The 20,790-nt window shown below is 57.1% G+C and carries 20 protein-coding genes; 2 read left to right on the forward strand and 18 right to left on the reverse strand.

Going from position 1 to position 20,790, the window contains the following annotated elements; all coding sequences use genetic code 11:
- Window positions 1-6: 6 nt before the first annotated feature.
- From AC1XYH_RS09435 to AC1XYH_RS09445, 3 genes are read right to left on the reverse strand one after another with little or no spacing between them, the layout of a single operon-like run.
- Window positions 7-846, reverse strand: coding sequence for a rhomboid family intramembrane serine protease (locus AC1XYH_RS09435; RefSeq protein ID WP_483322963.1), 840 nt, complete (start codon window positions 844-846; stop codon window positions 7-9).
- Window positions 847-853: 7 nt separating this feature from the next.
- Window positions 854-1,816, reverse strand: a complete 963-nt coding sequence (locus tag AC1XYH_RS09440) for a metallophosphoesterase (RefSeq protein WP_483326340.1) — start codon at window positions 1,814-1,816, stop codon at window positions 854-856.
- A 7-nt stretch (window positions 1,817-1,823) separates the two neighbouring features.
- A complete protein-coding gene (locus AC1XYH_RS09445) occupies window positions 1,824-2,708 on the reverse strand; it encodes an NAD(+) kinase (protein ID WP_483322964.1) in 885 nt (294 codons plus the stop codon).
- Window positions 2,709-3,005: 297 nt separating this feature from the next.
- Between AC1XYH_RS09445 and AC1XYH_RS09450 the strand changes: the two genes are divergently transcribed.
- Window positions 3,006-3,938, forward strand: a complete 933-nt coding sequence (locus AC1XYH_RS09450; RefSeq protein ID WP_483322965.1) for a DUF1853 family protein — start codon at window positions 3,006-3,008, stop codon at window positions 3,936-3,938.
- Here the strand turns inward: AC1XYH_RS09450 and AC1XYH_RS09455 are convergent, their stop codons facing one another.
- Window positions 3,939-4,790 carry a hypothetical protein gene (locus tag AC1XYH_RS09455; protein ID WP_483322966.1) on the reverse strand — a complete coding sequence of 284 codons (852 nt, stop codon included), beginning with the start codon at window positions 4,788-4,790 and terminating at the stop codon, window positions 3,939-3,941.
- 263 nt (window positions 4,791-5,053) lie between these two features.
- Window positions 5,054-7,090 (reverse strand): oxidoreductase, encoded by a 2,037-nt coding sequence (locus tag AC1XYH_RS09460; RefSeq protein ID WP_483322967.1) that lies wholly within the window; start codon window positions 7,088-7,090, stop codon window positions 5,054-5,056.
- A gap of 193 nt (window positions 7,091-7,283) precedes the next feature.
- Between AC1XYH_RS09460 and AC1XYH_RS09465 the strand changes: the two genes are divergently transcribed.
- Complete coding sequence (locus AC1XYH_RS09465; RefSeq protein ID WP_483322968.1) at window positions 7,284-8,333, forward strand: AraC family transcriptional regulator; 1,050 nt, start codon at window positions 7,284-7,286, stop codon at window positions 8,331-8,333.
- A gap of 250 nt (window positions 8,334-8,583) precedes the next feature.
- On the opposite strand, the gene AC1XYH_RS09470 is transcribed toward AC1XYH_RS09465, so the two are convergent.
- From AC1XYH_RS09470 to btuB, 13 genes are all read right to left on the reverse strand, one after another.
- Window positions 8,584-9,318 carry an adenosylcobinamide-GDP ribazoletransferase gene (locus AC1XYH_RS09470; RefSeq protein WP_483322969.1) on the reverse strand — a complete coding sequence of 245 codons (735 nt, stop codon included), beginning with the start codon at window positions 9,316-9,318 and terminating at the stop codon, window positions 8,584-8,586.
- Window positions 9,315-9,893 carry an alpha-ribazole phosphatase family protein gene (cobC, locus tag AC1XYH_RS09475; RefSeq protein WP_483322970.1) on the reverse strand — a complete coding sequence of 193 codons (579 nt, stop codon included), beginning with the start codon at window positions 9,891-9,893 and terminating at the stop codon, window positions 9,315-9,317. The genes AC1XYH_RS09470 and cobC overlap by 4 nt, the downstream gene beginning before the upstream one ends.
- Entirely contained in the window at window positions 9,890-10,945 is a 1,056-nt protein-coding gene (gene cobT / locus AC1XYH_RS09480) for a nicotinate-nucleotide--dimethylbenzimidazole phosphoribosyltransferase (protein ID WP_483322971.1), read from the reverse strand. Before cobT ends, cobC begins: the two co-directional genes overlap by 4 nt.
- Window positions 10,942-11,463 (reverse strand): bifunctional adenosylcobinamide kinase/adenosylcobinamide-phosphate guanylyltransferase, encoded by a 522-nt coding sequence (gene cobU, locus AC1XYH_RS09485; RefSeq protein WP_483322972.1) that lies wholly within the window; start codon window positions 11,461-11,463, stop codon window positions 10,942-10,944. Before cobU ends, cobT begins: the two co-directional genes overlap by 4 nt.
- On the reverse strand, window positions 11,456-12,928 hold the full coding sequence (locus AC1XYH_RS09490; RefSeq protein WP_483322973.1) for a cobyric acid synthase: 1,473 nt from the start codon (window positions 12,926-12,928) through the stop codon (window positions 11,456-11,458). The genes cobU and AC1XYH_RS09490 overlap by 8 nt, the downstream gene beginning before the upstream one ends.
- The gene (gene cobD / locus AC1XYH_RS09495; RefSeq protein WP_483326341.1) at window positions 12,925-13,923 is read right to left on the reverse strand and encodes a threonine-phosphate decarboxylase CobD; all 999 of its coding nucleotides are present in this window, start codon (window positions 13,921-13,923) and stop codon (window positions 12,925-12,927) included. The genes AC1XYH_RS09490 and cobD overlap by 4 nt, the downstream gene beginning before the upstream one ends.
- An 8-nt stretch (window positions 13,924-13,931) precedes the next feature.
- Entirely contained in the window at window positions 13,932-14,828 is an 897-nt protein-coding gene (cbiB, locus tag AC1XYH_RS09500; protein ID WP_483326342.1) for an adenosylcobinamide-phosphate synthase CbiB, read from the reverse strand.
- An 8-nt stretch (window positions 14,829-14,836) separates the two neighbouring features.
- Window positions 14,837-15,646, reverse strand: a complete 810-nt coding sequence (locus tag AC1XYH_RS09505; RefSeq protein ID WP_483322974.1) for a cobalamin-binding protein — start codon at window positions 15,644-15,646, stop codon at window positions 14,837-14,839.
- The gene (gene bluB, locus AC1XYH_RS09510) at window positions 15,643-16,296 is read right to left on the reverse strand and encodes a 5,6-dimethylbenzimidazole synthase (RefSeq protein WP_483322975.1); all 654 of its coding nucleotides are present in this window, start codon (window positions 16,294-16,296) and stop codon (window positions 15,643-15,645) included. The genes AC1XYH_RS09505 and bluB overlap by 4 nt, the downstream gene beginning before the upstream one ends.
- The gene (locus AC1XYH_RS09515; RefSeq protein WP_483326343.1) at window positions 16,293-17,579 is read right to left on the reverse strand and encodes a cobyrinic acid a,c-diamide synthase CobB; all 1,287 of its coding nucleotides are present in this window, start codon (window positions 17,577-17,579) and stop codon (window positions 16,293-16,295) included. The genes bluB and AC1XYH_RS09515 overlap by 4 nt, the downstream gene beginning before the upstream one ends.
- Window positions 17,580-17,581: 2 nt before the next feature.
- Complete coding sequence (cobO, locus tag AC1XYH_RS09520) at window positions 17,582-18,196, reverse strand: cob(I)yrinic acid a,c-diamide adenosyltransferase (RefSeq protein WP_483322976.1); 615 nt, start codon at window positions 18,194-18,196, stop codon at window positions 17,582-17,584.
- On the reverse strand, window positions 18,193-18,768 hold the full coding sequence (locus AC1XYH_RS09525) for a hypothetical protein (protein WP_483322977.1): 576 nt from the start codon (window positions 18,766-18,768) through the stop codon (window positions 18,193-18,195). Before AC1XYH_RS09525 ends, cobO begins: the two co-directional genes overlap by 4 nt.
- 106 nt (window positions 18,769-18,874) lie before the next feature.
- The gene (gene btuB / locus AC1XYH_RS09530) at window positions 18,875-20,686 is read right to left on the reverse strand and encodes a TonB-dependent vitamin B12 receptor (protein ID WP_483322978.1); all 1,812 of its coding nucleotides are present in this window, start codon (window positions 20,684-20,686) and stop codon (window positions 18,875-18,877) included.
- Window positions 20,687-20,790: the final 104 nt, after the last annotated feature.

Below are 20,790 nucleotides of genomic sequence, written 5' to 3' on the forward strand. Positions count from 1 at the left end.
AACCCGTCACAGACGCCGCTGCAGCGCTCCGGCGATACTACCGAACAGACACCCGACCAGCAGACCGCTCACATGTGCAGCGTTGGCGATGGCACCAAAGCCCAACATGCTGACCAGGCCAGACATACACAACGCTAGCCACACCAGCATCATGATGACGACCCCCTTGGGCAGCGCGAAATGCACATTCGGTGCAATCAGCTGATACAGCCAGCAGTAGCCCAACAAGCCGTACAGCACACCCGATAAGCCACCGAACAGGCCATTCGTCCCGGTCCACCACCATTGCGCGGTATTGGAGATCACCCCAATTAGTAACGTTAACCCCAACAACCAAAGGCCGCCGGAACGCATCTCAATGCGCCTCCCCAACTCCCAATACCAAAGGGCGTTAAACGCCAGGTGCATTAAGCCAAAGTGAATAAAAATAGGCGTAATCAACCGCCACCACTGACTCATGTCCGGCTGCGCCGCGAGATAACCACTGGCCTCAAGCGGCGTGTAGGTAAGCAACACCACGTTCTGCAGATTGCTGCCCAGCCCGGTTATCGCTGCCACCAATAAGGTCAGGAGCAAGACCGCCAAGGTAACGGGTATCAACCGATAAGACTGGCGCCAATAAGCGCTTGCGGGAGTTTCTGCAATGCTGCTAGCAGGCGCCGCCGGTAACTCACTCAAATCTCTCTGGTGCAAGGCTCGCACAATTTCAGCGGTAGCCTCATCCACCACCCAGACGACCTGCATGCCATTCTCTTCGGCTACACGGTGTACCACGCCTCGACTGCGTAAAAAACGCACAAGAGGTCGTAGATCTTCTTCCAGCGGACAGCTCAATGCTCGTTGCATGTATTCCTCAGGCGTATCGGGGTACATCTACCCAGACGAAATTATCTGAATTCAGGCGCCGTTCGCCGTCCCAGCGATAAGCTACCAGCTTGCCGTACTTGACCGCGCTGTAATCCAGACACGCTAGGTTTGGACGAATCGGCTGTGGCTGGCCCTGTTGCCAGTAGTGACCGACAAACAAAATAGGATCTTCCGGCTGGTAGATCTGTAACGCCGCTTTTTGTTCATTCGACAGTTCAAGCGATGCCACCGCATCAGGCAATGCATCGGGTTGAAACACCACATCGCCATAGCGCTGCGGCGCCTCTTCCCAGAATTTGGTGCGGAACGAAGCGCGGGTGAAGCCATCCGTGCCGGTCATGGTAGCGCCATTGGGCAAGCGCAAGTCAGTACCGCGCAACAACCGATCTAATGTGCGCGACTCAACACTACCCCAGTTGCCCGCCGCCAGCAGGTAATCGCGATCTATGCAGCCGTCCGGGTGTTGCGCACGGAAAGGCTGAATTAAACGGTCATCCCAGCAAGCATGCACTAATCGAATTTCATCGCAGTCAAGAAACAGCGGCAGCTCATAGAACCAATCGAGAAAACCTTGCCACTCATCCGGCCAGGCAGCGAATTGATCCAGCGTATCGCCTATCAGCCGATGGTGGCGCTCATTGTGCTCGCGCATGAAGGCTCTGCCGCTATCCGGTGGCGCCGGCGTAGCCCAGCACAGGGCGTTGAACTCATGGTTACCCATGATGCAGCGCGCACTGCCCGCCTCTACCATATCGCGCACCAAATGCAGCGATTCGCGAATACGCGGTCCGCGATCAATAATATCGCCGAGAAACAGTGCCTGGCGCTCAGCGTGTCGCCAAACGCCGGCCTTTTTCTGGTAACCCATTTGCTCAAGCAAGCGCTCGACCGTTAAGGCGCAGCCGTGCACGTCACCGATAATGTCGTAGCCACGTTGGCTTTCCAGCACGCTCACCTTACTGATCCGTGAGACGGCTAGACCATCCCAGCTTGCTGCGACAAATAGCGTAAAAGTTATGATCCAGCGGATGCAGCAGACGGAGCTTCTGCGGCTTCTTGCGAATGGTGATGCTGTCACCCGGCGCACAGGAAATATGCACCTGACCATCGCAGCTGACCTGCGGATAGATACCATTTTGCTTGGAAATAATGATCTTTAGCTCACTATTGCCATCCACTACGATCGGCCGGCTGGATAACGTATGCGGGAACATCGGCACCAACACCACCGCATCCAGTTTGGGATGCATGATCGGGCCGCCAGCTGACAGAGAGTAAGCGGTAGAGCCAGTGGGTGTGGCTACGATCAGGCCATCGGATTTTTGGCTATAAACGAACTGGCCGTCGACGTAGAGCTCAAACTCAATCATTCGGGCCGACTTGCCCGGATGCAGCACTACATCGTTCAGCGCCTCACTGGTACCGAGTTGCTCCTCGCCGCGGCGCACGAAAGCGTCCAATAGGAAGCGATTTTCAACCAGGTACTGGCCAGCCAGCACATCGCCGACCCGCTGCTCCAGCTCATCCGGCGGGATGTCAGTCAAAAATCCCAGCCCGCCCCTGTTCACGCCCAGCACAGGTATGTTGTAGCGACAGAGGGCACGGGCTGCTCCAAGTAAGCTGCCGTCGCCGCCCACGACTATGACCAGATCGCAGATCTCGCCCATCATTTTGCGCGAGCAAACCTGTTGCTGATGGCCTGGAAATAGGTCGGCTACCGCATCTTCAAGAATCACTGTATGCCCGTTATCGAGCAGAAAACGTTTCAAGCGTTTGAGAGTATCTACTACCCGCCCGCTGCCGAGTCGGCCGATTAGTCCGATATTGCGGAACTGGTCCATACTACCTCTTTGTGCAGGCTGTTAAAAAAAACGTAGGCGAGGCAGCCAACGCAAGGCAAAAACAGTCGAACAACGACCGGAGTCGCGCTCTACTTTATACATGTAAATGAGCATTTTGATCGGACTCGCGCACGAGCCTGATTTTAACGCCGCGATGGCAACGCAGGTAGTTCTTCAACAGCCTGCTAGGTTCGCTTGAGTCATGCCCGGACATAACGGAGACTGACCGGACAACAACGCTCTGGGTTAACGATTATTCCGCAGCCAACCCCGCGCTGGCAAATCAGGACCTTATTGATGCTACCGGATTTTACCCACCACATAGTGCGCGACCTCGCCTGGGTCGCTTTTGCCCCGCCACTACTGGATGGCAGCACGCTGCCTTCACGCGACCCATTAAAGGATTCCATCTGGCGTACGGAGCCTGAACAACTGCTGCACAGGTTACAGCAGTTAGACGCCAAGCCAGAGCAATTACCGGAACTCTTCCCCAACTCACGCGACCGTCGTCTGGGTAACTACTATGAGCGCCTCTGGCATGCGCTACTGAAGCTCTCACCCGACGTTGCCATTGTGGCCCACAATATCGCACTGCGCGAAGCAGGCCGTACGCTAGGCGAGCTTGACCTGGTCATTCGCGCGGCCAATGGGGAAATAGCGCATCTTGAGCTGGCCATTAAATTTTATATGGGCCGTCCAGAGCTGCAGCAGCCTGGCTGTAGCGGAGAATGCAGCAATACTTCACTGTGGTGGGGGCCAGACCCAAGCGATCAGTTGTCATTGAAGGTACAGCGGCTAATTCAGCATCAACTGCCACTGGTTAAACAACTGGAGGCGTTACAGCCTGCGCAGTACCCACAAGAACTGCCGAAACCCACTTGCTCCGCCACCTGGCTGCAAGGCTTTCTGTTTCAATCCGCAGCGCAAAACATGCCACCCGCGTGTGGGCAAACTACACGGAGCGGAGCGCAGTTATGGTGTCACCGCAAAGAAGCCGTGACATTGCTGCCCAGTAATAGCCGTTGGATCGCTATACCGCATAAGGAATGGTTGATGCCGCCTAAGTTGCCTGCGGCCAGCGAGCTCCTGAAGCCGGAGCAAATGCAGCAGGTGTTCGCCAACGCCAGAGCCCAGCAAGCGGTTATGTTCGCCCGTGTGGCGGCGCCGGATAACTACCAACCATTGCACGCCGACCGGTTAATCTGTGTGGCGGATGACTGGCCGGCGTAGTCAGTCAATATCGGTAGAGGTGCGGTTCTGCAGTTTTACCAGATCACGCTTCAACGCGACGTTGATTTTCTGCTGCTGTGCGAGCTCTTGCTTAATATCCAGCAGCTCGCCCTGCACGATTTCCAGATGATCGGCGTGGGTGCCCTTGAGTTCGGCTAACGCCTGATCTTTCTCCAACGTCAGCGCTTTCAAACGGTTATTCAATAACTCGGTTTGACGCTGGTACTCACGCACTTCGAGCGCGTGCTGCTCAAGCACTTCGTCAAGGTCATCGCTGTGTGGCGCACTGGATTCTATGGGTAAGAGTGTGGTGTTGTCAGGGTCGATGATCACGCCGCTGCCGTACCAGGTATCTTCGGCCGCAACCTGCAAGCGTTCGGGCGAAAGGATGCCGATAGCCTCTTCGTCGTCTCCCAGAATGCCAAGCGTATTGCGCTTTACCGCATCCTTCACCAGCGCCAAATCATTCGAGCCTGCACGCTGACCCGGTTTCCACAAAAGTGGCCGATAATTGGGTAGTTTGTTGTAACCAAGACAGACCAGTCGGATCGGGCCGCCACCCATGTCTGGGCCGCGTTCTGCCTTTTCTGCCAGTTGGCGCAAGGGCATATTCCACAACCGGTTAACGTAGCCGTCGAGATCGAAATCGAGGGTAAAAAACACCCCTGCCCGCACTTGCAGCCGCGAGTTGATTTGTACGAATACGGCCTCGACCGTTTCGTCAGCGAATTCGGGTGACGCCACGAGGCCATCCAATAATGCTTCAAATTCGGGAAACAACATCTCTTTACAGATGCCGCGCTCCGAGAAAAACATCACCGCCTCTGTGAGCATTGGCCTTGCTGTGCCCATCTTATCTCTCCTTGCCCTGCTCAATACTTTGCGCTTTTTTTACGGCAATTGCATCCCGCCTGCCGAGTAAGGCAGCAAGTGTAGGGAAAAGGTTCAAACGCGTATGTGACCGAATTGGCAAGCAGCCAAACATCTTGAGCAGTATAGACGGGAATAGCTGAGCAGCGCTCGCCATGGGGCCTGGCGGCGTTTTTACACCCGCAGTCAGTTTTTATCCAGACTGCGGGTTAATACCAAGACTCAGAACAGAAACGCGACTGGTGCTATAGCGCAGCAGCCAAACGCGAACCCTGATCGATAGCCCGCTTGGCATCCAGCTCAGAAGCCACATCGGCGCCGCCGATCAAATGCACTGGCTTACCTTGCGCCTGCAGACCGGCCTCCAGCTCGCGCAATGGATCCTGGCCGGCACAGATGATGATGGTATCAACAGGCAGTAGCTTCGGCTCACCCGCTTCACCAATCTGAATATGCAAACCTGCATCATCTACCTTCAGATACTGCACCGAGTTAAGCATCTGCACCTGCTTAGTTTTCAGCCCCGCGCGGTGAATCCAGCCCGTGGTTTTGCCCAAGCCATCGCCAACTTTGCTGGCTTTGCGCTGCAGCAGAAAGACTTCACGCGCTGGTGCGTGTGGCTGCGCTTGCACACCGGCAATGCCGCCGCGTGCCTGCAACAAAGGATCGATACCCCACTCTTTCCAGAACACATCAACATCCTGGCTTGGGCTAACACCCTGGTGGGTAATAAACTCGGAGACATCAAAACCGATGCCGCCGGCGCCAATAACGGCCACTTTCTTCCCGACCGGCTTACGCTGCTGAATCGCATCCAGATAGCTGATCACCTTGGGGTTGTCGATGCCCGGAATATCTGGGGTACGTGGCTTGATACCGGTGGCCAAAATCACTTCATCAAACTCGGTCAGATCTGCCGCTGCAACACGGCGTCCGAGCTGTAGTTTGACGCCGAACTTGTCGATCATTTTGCCGTAGTAACGCAGGGTCTCGTAAAACTCTTCTTTACCCGGAATCAGCTTGGCAATATTGAACTGGCCGCCAATCTGCTCGGCAGAATCAAATAGCGTTACTTGATGGCCACGTTCAGCAGCTACGGTAGCCGCGGCCAAACCAGCAGGACCGGCGCCGACCACAGCGATATTTTTTACTGTGCTGGTGGCAATGTAATTCAGTTCGGTCTCATGGCAGGCGCGTGGATTGACCAAGCAACTGGTCAACTTACCGCCAAAAGTATGATCCAGGCAGGCCTGATTACAGCCGATACAGGTATTGATTTCATCCGCCAGACCCGCAGCCGCCTTGTTGACGAATTCCGGATCAGCCAGGAACGGACGCGCCATGGAGACCATGTCAGCGTCGCCTTCAGCCAAGACCTGCTCAGCGACTTCCGGCGTGTTAATTCGGTTGGTGGTCACCAACGGAATGCTTACTTCGCCCTTGAGTTTGGCCGTAACTTTGGCAAACGCAGCTCTCGGCACCTTGGTAGCGATGGTCGGAATGCGCGCTTCGTGCCAGCCGATGCCGGTATTGATGATGGTCGCACCGGCTTTCTCAATGGCTTTGGCTAGCATCACCACCTCATCCCAGGTGCTGCCGCCTTCGACCAGATCAAGCATCGACAGACGATAGATGATGATGAAATCATCGCCCGTGGCCTCGCGCACTCGCTTCACGATTTCGACCGGCAGGCGCATACGATTCTCGTAGTTGCCGCCCCAGCGATCGGTGCGCTTGTTAACATGAGTAACCAAAAACTGGTTAATGAAATATCCTTCCGACCCCATCACTTCAACGCCGTCATAACCCGCTTGCTTGGCTAGCGCCGCGCAGCTAGCAAAATCGGCAATCTGCTTCTCGATGCCCGCCTCGTCCAACTCTTTCGGAGTGAACGGGTTGATGGGCGCCTTTACTGCACTGGCAGATACCTGCTTGGGATTATAGGCATAACGGCCCGCGTGCAAGATTTGCATACAGATTTTGCCACCCGCCTCATGCACTGCGGCGGTGACCACCTTATGGTGCTCGGCTTCTTCAGGAGTGGTCATTTTGGCGGCGCCTTGCGCCACACAACCCTCTTCGTTCGGGCCAATGCCACCCGTAACGATCAAACCAACCCCACCCCTGGCCCGCTCGGCGAAGTACTCAGCCATGCGATTAAAACCATTAGGGCGTTCTTCCAGCCCGGTATGCATGGAGCCCATAAGAGTGCGGTTGCGCAGCGTGGTGAAGCCTAGATCAAGCGGGGCCAACAAATTCGGGTAGAGCGTGTGGGTAGTCATAGGTTATTCCAGTGCCTCATCAACATCTCATCAGGATCGACTCTCAAGTGCATGCTCGGAGCCTGTTATGGGCAAAACAATAGGCTCAGACCCGACACCGCTCAATCACCCAAAGTGACACATTTATAACCTTGAATTACACTCACTTTATGAACAGAGACAATGCACCCCCACGCTAACAGGGCTGCCACGCATGAAATTAGGCGACATTTCCGTCAGCTACCTGCTTAGTTTGCGCGCCGCGCTCATTCAGCAACAGCTTGACCCAGCACCGCTACTGGAACGCTTTGGCATAACCGATGCCCTGCTCGCGGAACCCCACGCACGCATTAGCATTCCACGCTTTATGCGCTTGGGTAACGCGGCGATACGCTACACCCAGGATCCAGCGATTGGCTTATTGATGGGCACCCACAGCCAGCTCAGCCATTTAGGCTTGGCAGGGATGACCGCCCAGTGCGCACCCAATTTGGCTGACGCCTTTAGCGTTATGGTTAAGTATGAGCGGCTGACCAGCCAGAATTATCGCGGCCATTCCGAGTTTTCATCGCCTGCACTGCGCTTCTATTCAATAGCGCCCTACAACATGTTCAACTTGTTCGTAGTCGATTCCGCTTTGGCCGCGCGCGCGCAGGCAGGACGCCAAATTACCAACGGGCAGGCGCAGCTGCGTGAGGTACATATCGAGTTCCCGGCGCCCACCTACGCCGCACGCTACGAACAGATATTTCAGTGCCCAGTTTTGTTTTCACAAGCACACAACCAACTGGTTTGGGAGCCACGCAGTTTGCAACTGCCATTAGTGCAAAGCGCGCCCGGCCATTATCAACACTTACTAACGCTGTGCGAGCAGCGACTGCATGAACTCACTCGCCACCGAGGCCTGCGCGAAAAGGTTGAAAGTATAGTGGCGCCACAACTGCATCAACGCCTGCCCAGTCTGATGGAAGTGGCCAGAGAACTAGACTTACCTTCTTGGACGCTGCGTCGTCGATTACAACATGAAGATCACACGCGCTTTCAGGACATAGTCGATGACATGCGCCGCGAGCTTGCGGTGAGTTATATAAGGGACACGGAGCTGGCATTGGGCGAGATTACCTTTCTGCTGGGCTTCTCTTCACCGGAGGCATTTCAACGGGCGTTCAAACGCTGGACAGGTTCAGCGCCCGGAAGCTATCGGCGCATGTTGCTCGGGACGGGGGTTACTTCAAGGAATATTTCGGAGGAAAGTACAATATAATTAATGGCATAAATCGCTTTTAGAGAAAACGCATGAAGAGAATCACATCTCTTCAGCGTCTTCTACTGCATCTTCGCGTTGCTGAGATTGCAGCTCAATCAGCTCTTCAAGATAGTCGCTCATCTGATAACTCCCTTTTCTTCTTTATGTTGATGACGTACTGCTACCGCAATATTCACGTTAGCCACGCCACATGACATTCTGATGAAATTGGTTCGATAAAGTTCCAGACGTCATACATCAAAGAGGACTAAAGCAACAGCACGGCAGCAATCACCAGCACCGCGCACTCTGCCATTTCAAGCAAAGCACCCGCAGTATCGCCGGTGGTACCGCCAAGGCGTTTAATCAACAGCCGACGCCAATACCAGGTCAATATAGCTGCAACTAACAAAGCCAATAGACCTGCCATACCAAAGCACAAAAGCAAGGCTGCGTTCAGCAATAACACCAGCTGCAGCCGCAACCTTGGTATGTCATTAGTCAGACTCTCACCTAGACCGCCAGCGCGAACATAAGGCGTGATCAGTAGCAGTAGCGGTAATAAGCACCGCCCGAGCCACGGCGTAATCAACAATAGGCTCCAGAAATGCTGTTGCAACAGCAGAACCAGTGCGCAGTATTTCAGCAGCAGGCAGAACAGGAGCGCAAGTACGCCCATGGGGCCGCAGGCCGGATCCTTCATTATTGCTAAGGTGCGTTCGCGATCGCCGTAACCACCGACCCATGCGTCTACGGTATCTGCCAATCCATCCAAGTGCAGCCCCCCGCTCAGCCAAACCCAGAGTGCGAGCAACAACGCGGCCCGCAGCGAGGCATCAACACCGGCTAGCAGCTCGTTTACCAATAGCAGCAGTGCGCCCAGCACTACGCCAACCAAGGGATACCAAAGCAGTGATTCAGCGCTCTCTTGCGGGCTAGGAGCACGCCGCAACCGCACCGGCAAACGGGTGAGAAACTGCAGAGCCAGCGCGAACGGCATCATCCCATGACCTCGCTCAACCCTTGCTGCGGATCGTATTTTAGCCGCGCCAGCTCCGCATAGCCGACCACCACCTGCAGCAAGGTTGCAGGCTTCATCCCGCGTGCACGTGCCAACAGCAGCCGCATAACCCCAGCATGCGACACCACCAACAGACGTTGGCCAGCGTGCGCTTCATGCAAGACCCGCAGCCCTGCGTCTATGCGCGCGGCAAAGTCCCGCATCGGCTCAGCACCGGGTGGTGTGTAGCCATAAGGGTCAGCCCAGAACCGCCCTAATTCATCAGCCTGGGTAAGCATCAAATCGCGCGGGTGCTTGCCCTCCCACTCGCCAAAGTGCAGCTCACGAAGATCGGCGTTGTACTCAATAGGCAAGCCGCGCTGCTCTGCTAAGTGCTCGGCAAAACGCGCACAGCGCTGCAATGGCGAACTGACAATACCTTGCCACCCTGATGCGACCGCCACTGCTTGGTCCATTTGCTGCCAGCCCGACGCGGTGAGCGGATCATCTAGACTGCCGCGTAAACCGCCGCCCAGTTCGGTTTCACCGTGGCGCAAAAAATCCAGCTGTACCGTCATTGTAAGCTGCCTGAAACTGCTGCTTCCTGAAAGGTCGCCATTTCGTTATGCAGGCGGCAAGCTGCTTGTAACAAGGGCACCGCAACGGCCGCACCGCTGGCCTCGCCCAAGCGCATCTCCAAGGCCACCAAAGGTTCGGCGTCCAGCGCATCCAACAATTGCTGGTGGCAGGGTTCGGCGCTGCGGTGGCTGTACATTAACCAAGGAGCCACACCGGGGTTCATGCGCGTCGCGCACAGTGCGGCAGCACAGCAAATATAGCCATCCACTAATACGGGCACACCCTCCTGCGCTGCCGCTACATAGGCTCCAGCCAGCGCGGCTATCTCCAACCCGCCGACTCGCGTCAAGGCATCCAGTGGCGATTTGATGTGTGGGCGATGCAGTTTCAACGCATCCTCGATCACCCGAATTTTGTGCTGTAATCCACCACTTTTCATGCCCGTGCCGGCACCAACCAAGCGCTCCACCGGTTGATTGAGCAGCAAACTGGCGAGCGCGCAGGCGCTGCTGGTATTACCAATGCCCATGTCGCCACCGACAAACAAATCCATGCGGTTCTCGACACTGCGCAACACTGCATCACGACCGGCCAACAGCGCATGCGCACACTGCACGTTAGTCATAGCAGATTGATGTCGAAAGTTGGCGGTGCCTGCAGCTATCTTCAGGTGGCGCACGCCGGGTAATGCAGCCACTTCGTGCGCCAAGCCCAGGTCCAACAGTTCGAGTTCAGCCCCTAGATGCCGCGCCAATACGCTGATGGCGGCGCCTCCCTGGACAAAGTTTGCCAGCATCTGGCCGGTCACTTCCTGCGGATAGGCCGAAACGCCCTCCTGCGCGATGCCGTGATCAGCCGCGAAGATGGATATCCAGATACGCTCAACTGAGGGCTGGCTACGCCCCTGCAAACCTGCCAGATTGACGGCTAGCTGCTCTAGCCTGCCAAGCGCCCCTTGCGGTTTGGTGAGTTGCGTCTGTCGCGTCAGCGCTTGTGCTCGCCGGCCTCCATCAGAAACACGTGCTGCTGCTTGCCACCAGGCTTCACTCACACCTTCTCTCCTTTTAAGGTCTGCGGTAAGCCCGCAATACAGACCACTACCCGGTCACAGTGCGCGGCCAACTGCTGGTGTAACCAACCCGACTCATCCACGAAGCGGCGACTCAGCTCTCCCATGGGAACCACGCCCAAGCCCGTCTCATTACTGACCATAATCAACCGCCCAGGTAAAGACGGCAGGCAATCGAATAGCTGCTGTCGCTCGCGTAGCCAATGTTCGCTGTCTGCGCTGAGCAGCAAATTGCTTAGCCATAACGTCAGGCAATCCACCAGTAAACAACGCCCTGGTGCAGCCTGTTCACGTAGTACTTGGGCCAACGCCAACGGCTCTTCCACCAGCCCCCACTCTGCCGGGCGCCGCTCACTGTGGCGCGCTACCCGCTCGGCCATTTCCTGATCGCGTGGCTGGCACGTGGCGATATAGGTCACCGGGAGGCCAGACTCAACCGCTAGCCGCTCAGCCAACCGGCTCTTACCCGAGCGGGCGCCACCCAGAATCAATTCATGCATAGCTTAAACCACAGAGTAGACGCAGTTTTTCGGTATCCATGTGGGCTTCGACCAGATCAGCCAGACGCTCAAGATCGCGTTCACGCAGCGCCGCATAGTCCAGCCCCTCTGCTTCAACCAGACCAGCCCAGCGCAATATCGCCTGTTGCGCCGCGGGTTGCTCAAAGAAGCCATGCAGATAGGTGCCAGCCACTTGGCCGTCCTCGCTGATAGCGCCGTCGCAGGTGCTGCCGTCCAGCCCATTATGCAAATAAACCAGCGGCCGTCTGAGCGCAGGGCCCTGACTGACCCCAGCATGAATCTCATAGCCGCTCACGCTGGCCTGATCGAAAGCCAGTATGCCGGTCACATTGCTCAGCTGTTTTGCTGCGCGCAGTTCGGTCTGCATATCTAGCAACCCAAGCCCTGGCACACTGCCGGCCGGCCCTTCAAGACCCAGCGGATCGGCCAGTAGCTCGCCGAGCATCTGGAAACCACCACAGATACCCAGCACCTTGCCGCCGTAACGCAGGTGCCTGATCAGAGCTGTATCCCAACCCTGCTCACGCAGAAAAGCCAGATCCGCTGCGACGCTTTTGGAGCCCGGCAAGATGATTAAATCCGCCATAGGTATCGGCTTGCCGGGCCCGACAAACTCGAGTTCTACTTGGGGGTGCAGCCGCAACGGATCAAAGTCGGTGTGGTTACTGATGCGCGGCAACACCGGCACCACTACTTTGATGCGTTCTTCCCGTTTGGCCACTTGTCGGGTATCGACCGCATCTTCAGCCTCCAAATGCAGGTCATGCAGATAGGGCAACACGCCCAGCACTGGCTTGCCGGTGCGTGCCTCCAGCCAGCGCAAACCCGGCTCCAATAGCGCGATATCGCCGCGAAAGCGGTTGATTACGAAACCTTGCACTCGCGCTTGCTCGCTGTCTGATAACAGCTCAAGTGTGCCAACCAGGTGAGCAAATACGCCGCCTTTATCAATATCGGCGATTATAATCACCGGGCAGTCCACCGCCTCGGCAAAACCCATATTGGCGATATCGCCCTCGCGTAGATTGATTTCTGCGGGGGAGCCTGCACCCTCCACCACAATCACCGGGTAACGCTCACTCAAGCGACGATGCGCTGCCAGCACTGCCTGCATGGCCGTGGGTTTGTAAGCGTGATAAGCCACTGCGTCCATATTGCCGATTGGCTGCCCGTTAATGATCACTTGAGCCCCCACATCACTGTTGGGCTTGAGCAGAATGGGGTTCATATCGGTATGTGGGCTGATGCGTGCGGCGTGTGCCTGCACCGCCTGAGCACGGCCGATCTCGCCGCCGCTCTCGGTCACCGCCGCATTCAGCGCCATATTTTGCGGTTTGAATGGTGCGACCCTCACGCCCTCGCGTACCAACCAACGGCACAGCGCGCTGACCAGCGTACTTTTACCCGCATCCGAGGTGGTGCCTTGCACCATCAAACTGCTCATGCCAACTCCTTCAGACTTTCCAGCAAGCTATGTTCCAATCGCTGCCACTCACCTTCCGAGCGCGGCAAACCAAAGCGTAACCCCGCAATATCCTTAAACAGGCGAACCAATACGCCACGCTGGGCTAGAGCGACGTAAAGCCTCTTTGCCTGTGCTTGCTCCAGTTCACGCCACTGAAACAATCCGCAACCCCCGCCGCTTTGCAGACCGGCGTCATTCAACAACTGATCCAGGCGCGCGGTGTCTATCATTAAACGTCTACGCCAGAGCTCCTGAGTGCGGCTGTCCGCTAACACTAATTTGCCGACTGCCCTGGCCGGACCACTTACAGCCCAAGGCCCCAGATGCTCTTCCAGCGCCAGCAGCAACTCTGGCGCCGCCAAAACAAAACCCAACCGGACACCCGCGAGCCCAAAAAACTTGCCGAGCGAGCGCAGGACTATCAACCCCGGCAGCTGGCTGGACGGTGCCAAACTGAGGTTGGGTGTCGGGTCCATAAAAGCTTCGTCCACCACCAACCAGCCGCCCTGCTCCGCCAACCGCTGGTGCCAACTCAGGAGCAACTCACTACTGAGCGATTGCGCGGTCGGGTTATTGGGATTAACCACAACCAGCACGTCCAGCTGATCCAGAGCATCTGACAGTGATGCAACGCTCACACTGCGCACCTCGTGTCCGGCACGCTGCCAAGCCAGACGATGCTCTGCGTACGTCGGCTCAAGAATCCCCACGCGGCTTGGTTTACGCAGCAGGGGCAATGCCTGAATGGCTGCCTGTGAACCGGCGACCGCCAAAGCGCGCGGCACGCGGTAATAGTGTTCAGCCAGTTCACTGAGACCGTCGTCCGTTTCCGGCAAACGGCTCCAAACCGACTGCGCGAGCGGCGGTATCGGCCAGTGATAGGGAGCCAGCCCAGTCGATAAATCCAGCCACTGTTCCAGCGGTAGGCCAAACTCTCTGGCTGCGCTGCGTAGCCGTCCGCCATGCTCAAGCATCAGTCGGTTCACACATAAGTGAGCGCCCACAGGAGGACCAGGATCAGCATCCAGAGCAGCAGACTGCGTTGTACCAGTTGCAGTGCACGCGAAATATCCTGCGCTTTTGGTGGTACGCCGCAGCCCAGCGCAGGTCGCTCCTCAAGCTTGCCGTGATACACAGCGGCACCGCCCAACTGCAACTCAAGCGCACCGGCGCCAGCAGCCATCACCGGCCCGGCATTGGGACTATCCCAGCTCGGGGCCTGAGTGCGCCAGCTATGCCAGCCTGAGATTGCGTTTCCACAGAGGCTATAACTAAGCGCGACCAAGCGCGCGGGAAGGTAGTTAAGCGCATCATCAATTTTCGCAGCGGCCCGACCGAACAATAGAAAGCGCGGTGTGCGATAACCCCACATGGCGTCAAGCGTATTACTCAAGCGGTACAGCACAACGCCCGGCGCACCCAGTAGCAGGAACCAAAACAGCGCTGCAAAAATCGCATCACTACCGTTTTCAAGAACTGACTCGACGGTGGCACGCGCGACACCTTCCTCGTCTAACTGCCCGGTATCACGGCTAACAATCCGCCCGACCCGCTCTCGCGCCAACGGCAAGTCAGCGCTGAGCAGCGCATCTGCAATCGGTTTAGCGTGCGCCACCAGGCTCTGCCCACCCAGACAGAGATACAAACAAAGCACGGAGAACGCCCAACCAAACCAGGGCAATGTTGCCAGCCAGTAGGTCATGAGCGTCAACGGCATTACGGCTAATAGCCACGCCAGAGTCCCCTTACTAATACTGGGCTGCTGGTTGAGCCGTCGCTCAAGGTAGTGCGCCAGCCGACCGAAACCTACCAGCGGATGCCAGCGCGCCGGTTCACCTAGCAGCCGATCCAGCAGCACTGCCAACAAGGCCGCTGGCAGCAAACCGCTCATTCAGCACGCCAATCGGAGATGATGCGCGACAGGTGCTGCAGGCCATCGGTTAGCGCACCTACGCCCGGCTGCAAAATATCTGCGGACTTGATTTCATGCAGCTGCCCGGATTTGACGGCCGGTATCCTCTGCCAACCGGCACGCTCACGCACCTGCTCAGGTCGAAAACGCTTGCCGCACCATGAGCCAATGATGATGTCCGGTGCGCGGCGCACGACTTCCTGCGGATCAGCGATGATGCGCTGCTTGGCACCGGGCATAGCAGCCAGCTCAGCGAAGCAGTCTTTACCGCCAGCCAGTTCGATCAACTCGCTGACCCAGCCGATGCCGGATATCAGCGGCTCATTCCATTCTTCAAAATAGATGAGTGGGCGTTGTTTGATGCCGCTAGCCGCATTGCGCACTTGCAACATGCCATCTTCCAACTCGGCCACCAGTTCTGCTGCGCGCTCGGGAGCGCCCACCAATGCGCCCAGCGTCGAGATCATGCGCAGAATGCCGGCAATGCTGCGCTGATTGAACAGGTGCACTTCCAGCCCAGCACGTGCCAGATCAGCCACAATGCCGGCTTGCAGGTCGCAATAGCCAAGCACCAGATCCGGTTTAAGATCGAGGATCTCGTCTATTTTGGCGCTGGTGAAAGCCGCAATCTTGGGCTTGTCTTTGCGCGCCTGGGGCGGCCGGAAGGTAAAACCGGATATACCGACAATCCGCTGCTGCTCGCCAAGCAGATAGAGCACTTCGCAGGTTTCAGTAGACAGGCAGGCGATGCGCTGCGGGCCATTCAAAACAGTGTCATGACTCATTCTTGCGCTCCCCAGTGATCGACATACAGCAGGTCGGATAAGGGCCGCTCTTTGGCCCACTGCTCTTGCACCAGCATCGGCTGCGAATAGAACTCCGCCACCGGACCGAGGCAAAGCACCGCTACCGGCTTAGCGCCTTCGGGTAATTTCAAAAGGGCAGCCAACGCCTGTGGGTCAAACAAGGAAACCCAGCCCATCCCCAGCCCCTCGGCCCTGGCAGCCAGCCAGAGATTCTGAATAGCGCAGGCAAGCGAGGCCAGATCCATCTCGGGCAGCGTGCGGCGGCCAAACACGTGCGCTTCGCGGCCATCCGGCAACGCAGCAACCAACAGCTCGGCGCACTCCAACACGCCCTGCACTTTTAAACGCATAAACTCGTCTGCCCGCTCACCCAATGCCGCTGCCGTGACCTGGCGCTCTTCTTCTACCAATTGATGAATCTGCTCGCGCAATTGCGGTTTGCGTATCTGGATAAACCGCCAAGGCTGCATCAAGCCGACACTGGGACCGTCGTGCGCGGCGTGCAGCAAGCGCTGCAACAACTCTTCCGGCACCTCACCCGCAACGAAGTGACGCATATCCCGCCGCTCGCGAATAACGCGATACACAGCATCACGCTCGGCGATTGAATAGGCGTGGCTGGCGGTCATGGGCGAAACAACGCCGCCGCAGCCTGTGGATTACCCGGCAGATAAAAATGCACATAGGACGCGGTTAAACGTTCGACGCGATAGACCGCCTCAGCCGTGCGGTGATAATTGGGGCAATCACCGCGCACTAATGGCTGCATGTCACTCGTCAACTGCGAGTGATGAAAGGTGTGCCCATGCAGTGTCCCTTCAGGCAGCTCGACCGACTGTAAGGCCAACGCGCTCAGACGCTTCTGCATGACCGCGTCGCCACTGAGCAGCCCCGCCATCTCAAAGCGCTCGCCATGCAGATCAGTCAGGCTGTCTAGCAAATACAGCATGCCACCGCACTCAGCCACCATGGGTCTGCCCATCAGATGGTGCTCGGCGATCTCTGCCTGCATCGCCTTATTGCCAGAGAGCTGCGCGGCATGTAATTCCGGGTAGCCGCCGGGGAGATATAAGCTGTCTACTTCTGGCAACTTGCTGTCATTCAACGGCGAGAAATACACCAGTTCCGCACCCATTGCCTGCAGCAACTGCAGGTTGGCCTGATAGACAAAAGCAAAGGCGCCATCGCGCGCCACACCAATACTAACGCCCGCCAGCAAGGGCTCAATTTGTCGCGGCTGCGGTGCCGCAAAACTCACCGGCTCAGGTAGCGCGTTCTCAACACTTTGCGCCAGCGCTGCTGCGGCAGCATCCAGCCTGGCATCGAGATCCGCCAACTCGGCGGCCTGCACCAGTCCCAGATGCCGGCTTGGTAAGGCGATATCGGCTGAACGCGGCAACGCGCCAAACCAACGAATATCTGCCGGCAGACTGTCACGCAAAATCTCGCCGTGGCGAGCGCTGCCCAATTTGTTCGCTAACACGCCAGCAAAGGCCAGGTCAGGCTGAAACTTGGCCAAGCCAAATGCCATGGCGGCAAAGGTTTGCGCCATGCCTGAACCATCGATCACGCCCAATACCGGGACACCGAACTGGCGCGCTAAGTCAGCCGCTGAAGGCGTGCCATCAAACAACCCCATGACCCCTTCAATCAGGATCAGATCAGCCTCACCTGCTGCTTCCCAGAGCAAGCGCTGCGACTGCTCCAGTCCGACCATCCACAAATCCAGCTGGTGTACCGGCGCGCCGCTGGCGACTTCAAGCACCATGGGATCAAGAAAATCCGGACCACACTTGAACACCCGTACCTTGCGGCCTAGCTGACGATGCATGCGCGCCAATGCGGCCGTCACTGTGGTCTTGCCCTGACCTGAGGCAGGCGCTGCTATTAATACCGCCGGACACTGTCGCATACTCAAAACTCAACTCCCTTTTGTGCCTTGATACCTGCTTTGAAGGCATGTTTAACCACACCCATTTCGGTCACGGTATCGGCGGCGTCCACCAGTGCCGGCGGTGCACCGCGCCCGGTGACCACCACATGTTGATGAGCTGGCCGCGCCTGGATATCGGCAATCACCTGATCCAGTTGCAGGTAACCGTACTTGAGCGCGATATTCAGCTCATCGAGCAAAACCAGCGTCACATCGGGGTCGCGCATCAGCTCAACCGCTACTGCCCAGGCGGCTGCGGCTTTGGCTATGTCGTCCTGACGATCCTGGGTTTCCCAGGTAAAGCCCGCGCCCATCACGTGATAACGCACCTCTTCAGGAAAACGCCGAAAGAAGTTTTCCTCGCCGGTGCTCTTCGCGCCCTTGATGAATTGCACGATGCCAATGCGCATACCGTGGCCCAGCGCCCGCGCAGCCATGCCAAAACCAGAGCTGCTCTTGCCCTTACCGTTACCGGTCAGTACCAGCAGCACGCCGCGCTCTTGCTGTGCCACGGCAATCTTGTCATCGACCACCGCTTTCTTACGCTGCATGCGCAGACGGTGACGCTCATCGCGTGTGTGGTCCTGCTCACTCATGCCTGACGGCTCTGCTTATTGAGCAGCACCTGGGCGCTGCGGGCGCCGATATAGAGCACTACCGCAATGCCCACATAAAGCGCCAGCGTGCTTAGGTACTGGGGGTAGTAATGGCCAATCCGCTCAAACATGCCTAGCAGCGTAGGTGACTCGTAACGGCCGGAGAAAAAGTAGAAGCCGCCGCTGGAAAACAGCTGACAAACCAGCGCACTGATGGCCATAACCGGCACAAGAATCGCAAGTGAACCTGCCTGTTCACGATGCCAACCTGCATACAAACGCCCGCCAAACCAAAGAGCGCCATACGCCGGCACCAGCATCCAGTAAGCAACAGTCATGCAATGGTGCCCCGCATTAATCCAGCCAACGGTAGCCACGTCGATCAGCGTTGCTTCAGCAAACAACAACGGAAAAACCCACTTGGGTCGCAGCAGCACACCTGCAAGAAAGAATACCGCCCACGAGGCGCTGGGTAGGTTTTGCAGCGGGAAGTGGCTGCCGCGCGTCATGGCCATCAAGGCTATCAGCGCAATACCGATGTAAAGCTGGGTCGTTCTGGACAGGTTCAGCACATTCATTCTCCTCATTGAAACAGCGAAACGCCTGTAATCAAATTGACTACAGACGCCTCAGGCTGCCGACTCCCCTGAACCGGCACGCGTGATAGTCCAGCAGAACCTACATAGCCTGATAACGCAGGGTCAGATACCCCGCACGACCCGGCTGCTGGTAAGTTGCTGCGGTTTCATATTCAGTATCAAACAGATTGGTTACCTGCGCCTGCACGCGCCAAGCATGGCTCAGCCAGTAAGTCGCGCGCAGGTCGAGGGTGCTGTAACCGTGCAAGTCGGTGGTATTTGATGCGTTGTCCCAGCGACGGCCCTCGGCGTGCAGGCTGGCGCCCAGCCCGATGCGCCCAAAGCGGCGATCAACATCCAAATTGAATATCTGCTCCGCGCGACGCGGTAATAGATCACCCTGACCGGATCGGCTGGATTTGTTCTGCGGGTCTTGTAGGGTTAGGTTGCCCTGCCAGCTCCAACCCAACAGCTGAGTCGCAGCCTCGAGCTCAAGGCCTTTGATCGAAGCCTCATCAATATTCTGCGCCTGTAGGCCCGCACCACTGTTGAAGTACGCGATCAGGTCTTCAATCTCGTTCTTGAACACCGTTGCTGACCAGTTGCCCCATTCATGCGAGCCCTGCAGGCCTGCTTCAAGACTCTTGGAGCTTTCAGGCTCCAGGTTCTCGTTACCAAAGCCGGGGTAATACAGCTGGTTGAAAGTAGGCGCTTTGAAGGCGGTGCCATAACTGGTGGTAAAGCGCAGCTGGTCATTTAACTGTAGGCCGTAACCAAGGCTACCGGTGTTATGTGCACCGAACTGCTCGTTATCGTCATGGCGCACACTTAACTGCACCTCATGACGTCCGAACTGCCCGAGGTACTGTCCGTAAACGCCTTGATTCTCACGGCTGTCTTCGGCAAAGCTGCCAGTGCCGTTCACCTCGTCGTACAACCAGTCGTAGCCCAGCGTCAGCAACTGTCCTTCAGCGATATGCAGGTCATTCTGCCAACCGAAGCTATCGCGGCGGGTATCGATGCGGGTATTGAAGACGTTGCCGTTGAAGGTATCGGTCTTATCTTCACTGCGACCAGCCTGCAGAGTCACATCCCAGGCGGTCAATGGCGCAAAGCGGGCACGCGCGCCGTAAACTTTGGTCACGTTGTCGGCATTGGCATCAAGACCGGAGTCATAATCGTTGTGGGAGTCGACCTGCAGCAGATTACCGTCGAGCGTCAGGCCGTTAGCAAAGCGATAGCCACCACTCAGGTTGGCTGACATTTCACGATAGCCATCGTGATCTACTTCACGCGAGGGCCGCGCATCAATGCCCTCGTCTTTCAGACTGCTAACGCCCAGGTTGTACCAGGCTTTGTCGTCACCACCCGACACGCCGGCACTGCCAGCCAGGTGCTGAGCACTGCCAACCGTAGTAGAGAAATAGGGTTGCGCCCCGCCGTCACCGCCACGGCGAGTGAAAATCTGGATCACCCCGCCAATCGCCTCGGACCCATAAAGGCTGGAACGCGCTCCACGCACCACTTCAATACGTTCGATCTGCTCTACCGGCAAATTCTGCAACGCCGCGTCACCGGTGGTTGCCGAACCAATACGGACGCCATCAATCAGTACCAATACCTGATTGGTGCTAGCCCCGCGAATGCTGATGGTGGTGTTCTTACCGGGCCCGCCGGTATTGACCACATTAACGCCTGGCACCCGACGTAGCAGTTGATCCACGCTGGTGACCTGCAGACGTTCGATGTCGTTGCGATCAAATACGCTGGTCGCAGCAATGCTCTGAGCACCGCTCTGCGCGGTACGAGTAGCAGTGACAACCTGATCTTCCAGGTTAAGGGTATGCGCAAAAGAAAGAGAAGACAGGCCAACAAGGCCGAATGCTACAGGGGCACGGAAAAAGGTTTTCATACTGCTTAATTGCTCCGTCGTACCCACCCGCACGACACTGACTGAGAATAACAGTGACGGAGGCAGGAGAACGGCAACAAGCATAGGAGGGCCGCGCACCTACA

Source organism: Pseudomonas sp. GW-45, from assembly GCF_056896675.1.

Excerpts from the sequence above, each read along its gene's own strand:
- AC1XYH_RS09490 (WP_483322973.1), bottom strand. The coding sequence starts at position 12,928 with ATGAGCAGTTTGATGGTGCAAGGCACCACCTCGGATGCGGGTAAAAGT.
- cobD (WP_483326341.1), bottom strand. The coding sequence starts at position 13,923 with ATGCTTGAGCATGGCGGACGGCTACGCAGCGCAGCCAGAGAGTTTGGC.
- btuB (WP_483322978.1), bottom strand. The coding sequence starts at position 20,686 with ATGAAAACCTTTTTCCGTGCCCCTGTAGCATTCGGCCTTGTTGGCCTG.
- AC1XYH_RS09505 (WP_483322974.1), bottom strand. The coding sequence starts at position 15,646 with ATGAGTCATGACACTGTTTTGAATGGCCCGCAGCGCATCGCCTGCCTG.
- bluB (WP_483322975.1), bottom strand. The coding sequence starts at position 16,296 with ATGACCGCCAGCCACGCCTATTCAATCGCCGAGCGTGATGCTGTGTAT.
- cobO (WP_483322976.1), bottom strand. The coding sequence starts at position 18,196 with ATGAGTGAGCAGGACCACACACGCGATGAGCGTCACCGTCTGCGCATG.
- AC1XYH_RS09515 (WP_483326343.1), bottom strand. The coding sequence starts at position 17,579 with ATGCGACAGTGTCCGGCGGTATTAATAGCAGCGCCTGCCTCAGGTCAG.
- AC1XYH_RS09450 (WP_483322965.1), top strand. The coding sequence starts at position 3,006 with ATGCTACCGGATTTTACCCACCACATAGTGCGCGACCTCGCCTGGGTC.
- AC1XYH_RS09435 (WP_483322963.1), bottom strand. The coding sequence starts at position 846 with ATGCAACGAGCATTGAGCTGTCCGCTGGAAGAAGATCTACGACCTCTT.
- AC1XYH_RS09455 (WP_483322966.1), bottom strand. The coding sequence starts at position 4,790 with ATGGGCACAGCAAGGCCAATGCTCACAGAGGCGGTGATGTTTTTCTCG.
- cobU (WP_483322972.1), bottom strand. The coding sequence starts at position 11,463 with ATGCATGAATTGATTCTGGGTGGCGCCCGCTCGGGTAAGAGCCGGTTG.
- AC1XYH_RS09470 (WP_483322969.1), bottom strand. The coding sequence starts at position 9,318 with ATGATGCCGTTCGCGCTGGCTCTGCAGTTTCTCACCCGTTTGCCGGTG.
- AC1XYH_RS09445 (WP_483322964.1), bottom strand. The coding sequence starts at position 2,708 with ATGGACCAGTTCCGCAATATCGGACTAATCGGCCGACTCGGCAGCGGG.
- AC1XYH_RS09465 (WP_483322968.1), top strand. The coding sequence starts at position 7,284 with ATGAAATTAGGCGACATTTCCGTCAGCTACCTGCTTAGTTTGCGCGCC.
- cobC (WP_483322970.1), bottom strand. The coding sequence starts at position 9,893 with ATGACGGTACAGCTGGATTTTTTGCGCCACGGTGAAACCGAACTGGGC.
- AC1XYH_RS09460 (WP_483322967.1), bottom strand. The coding sequence starts at position 7,090 with ATGACTACCCACACGCTCTACCCGAATTTGTTGGCCCCGCTTGATCTA.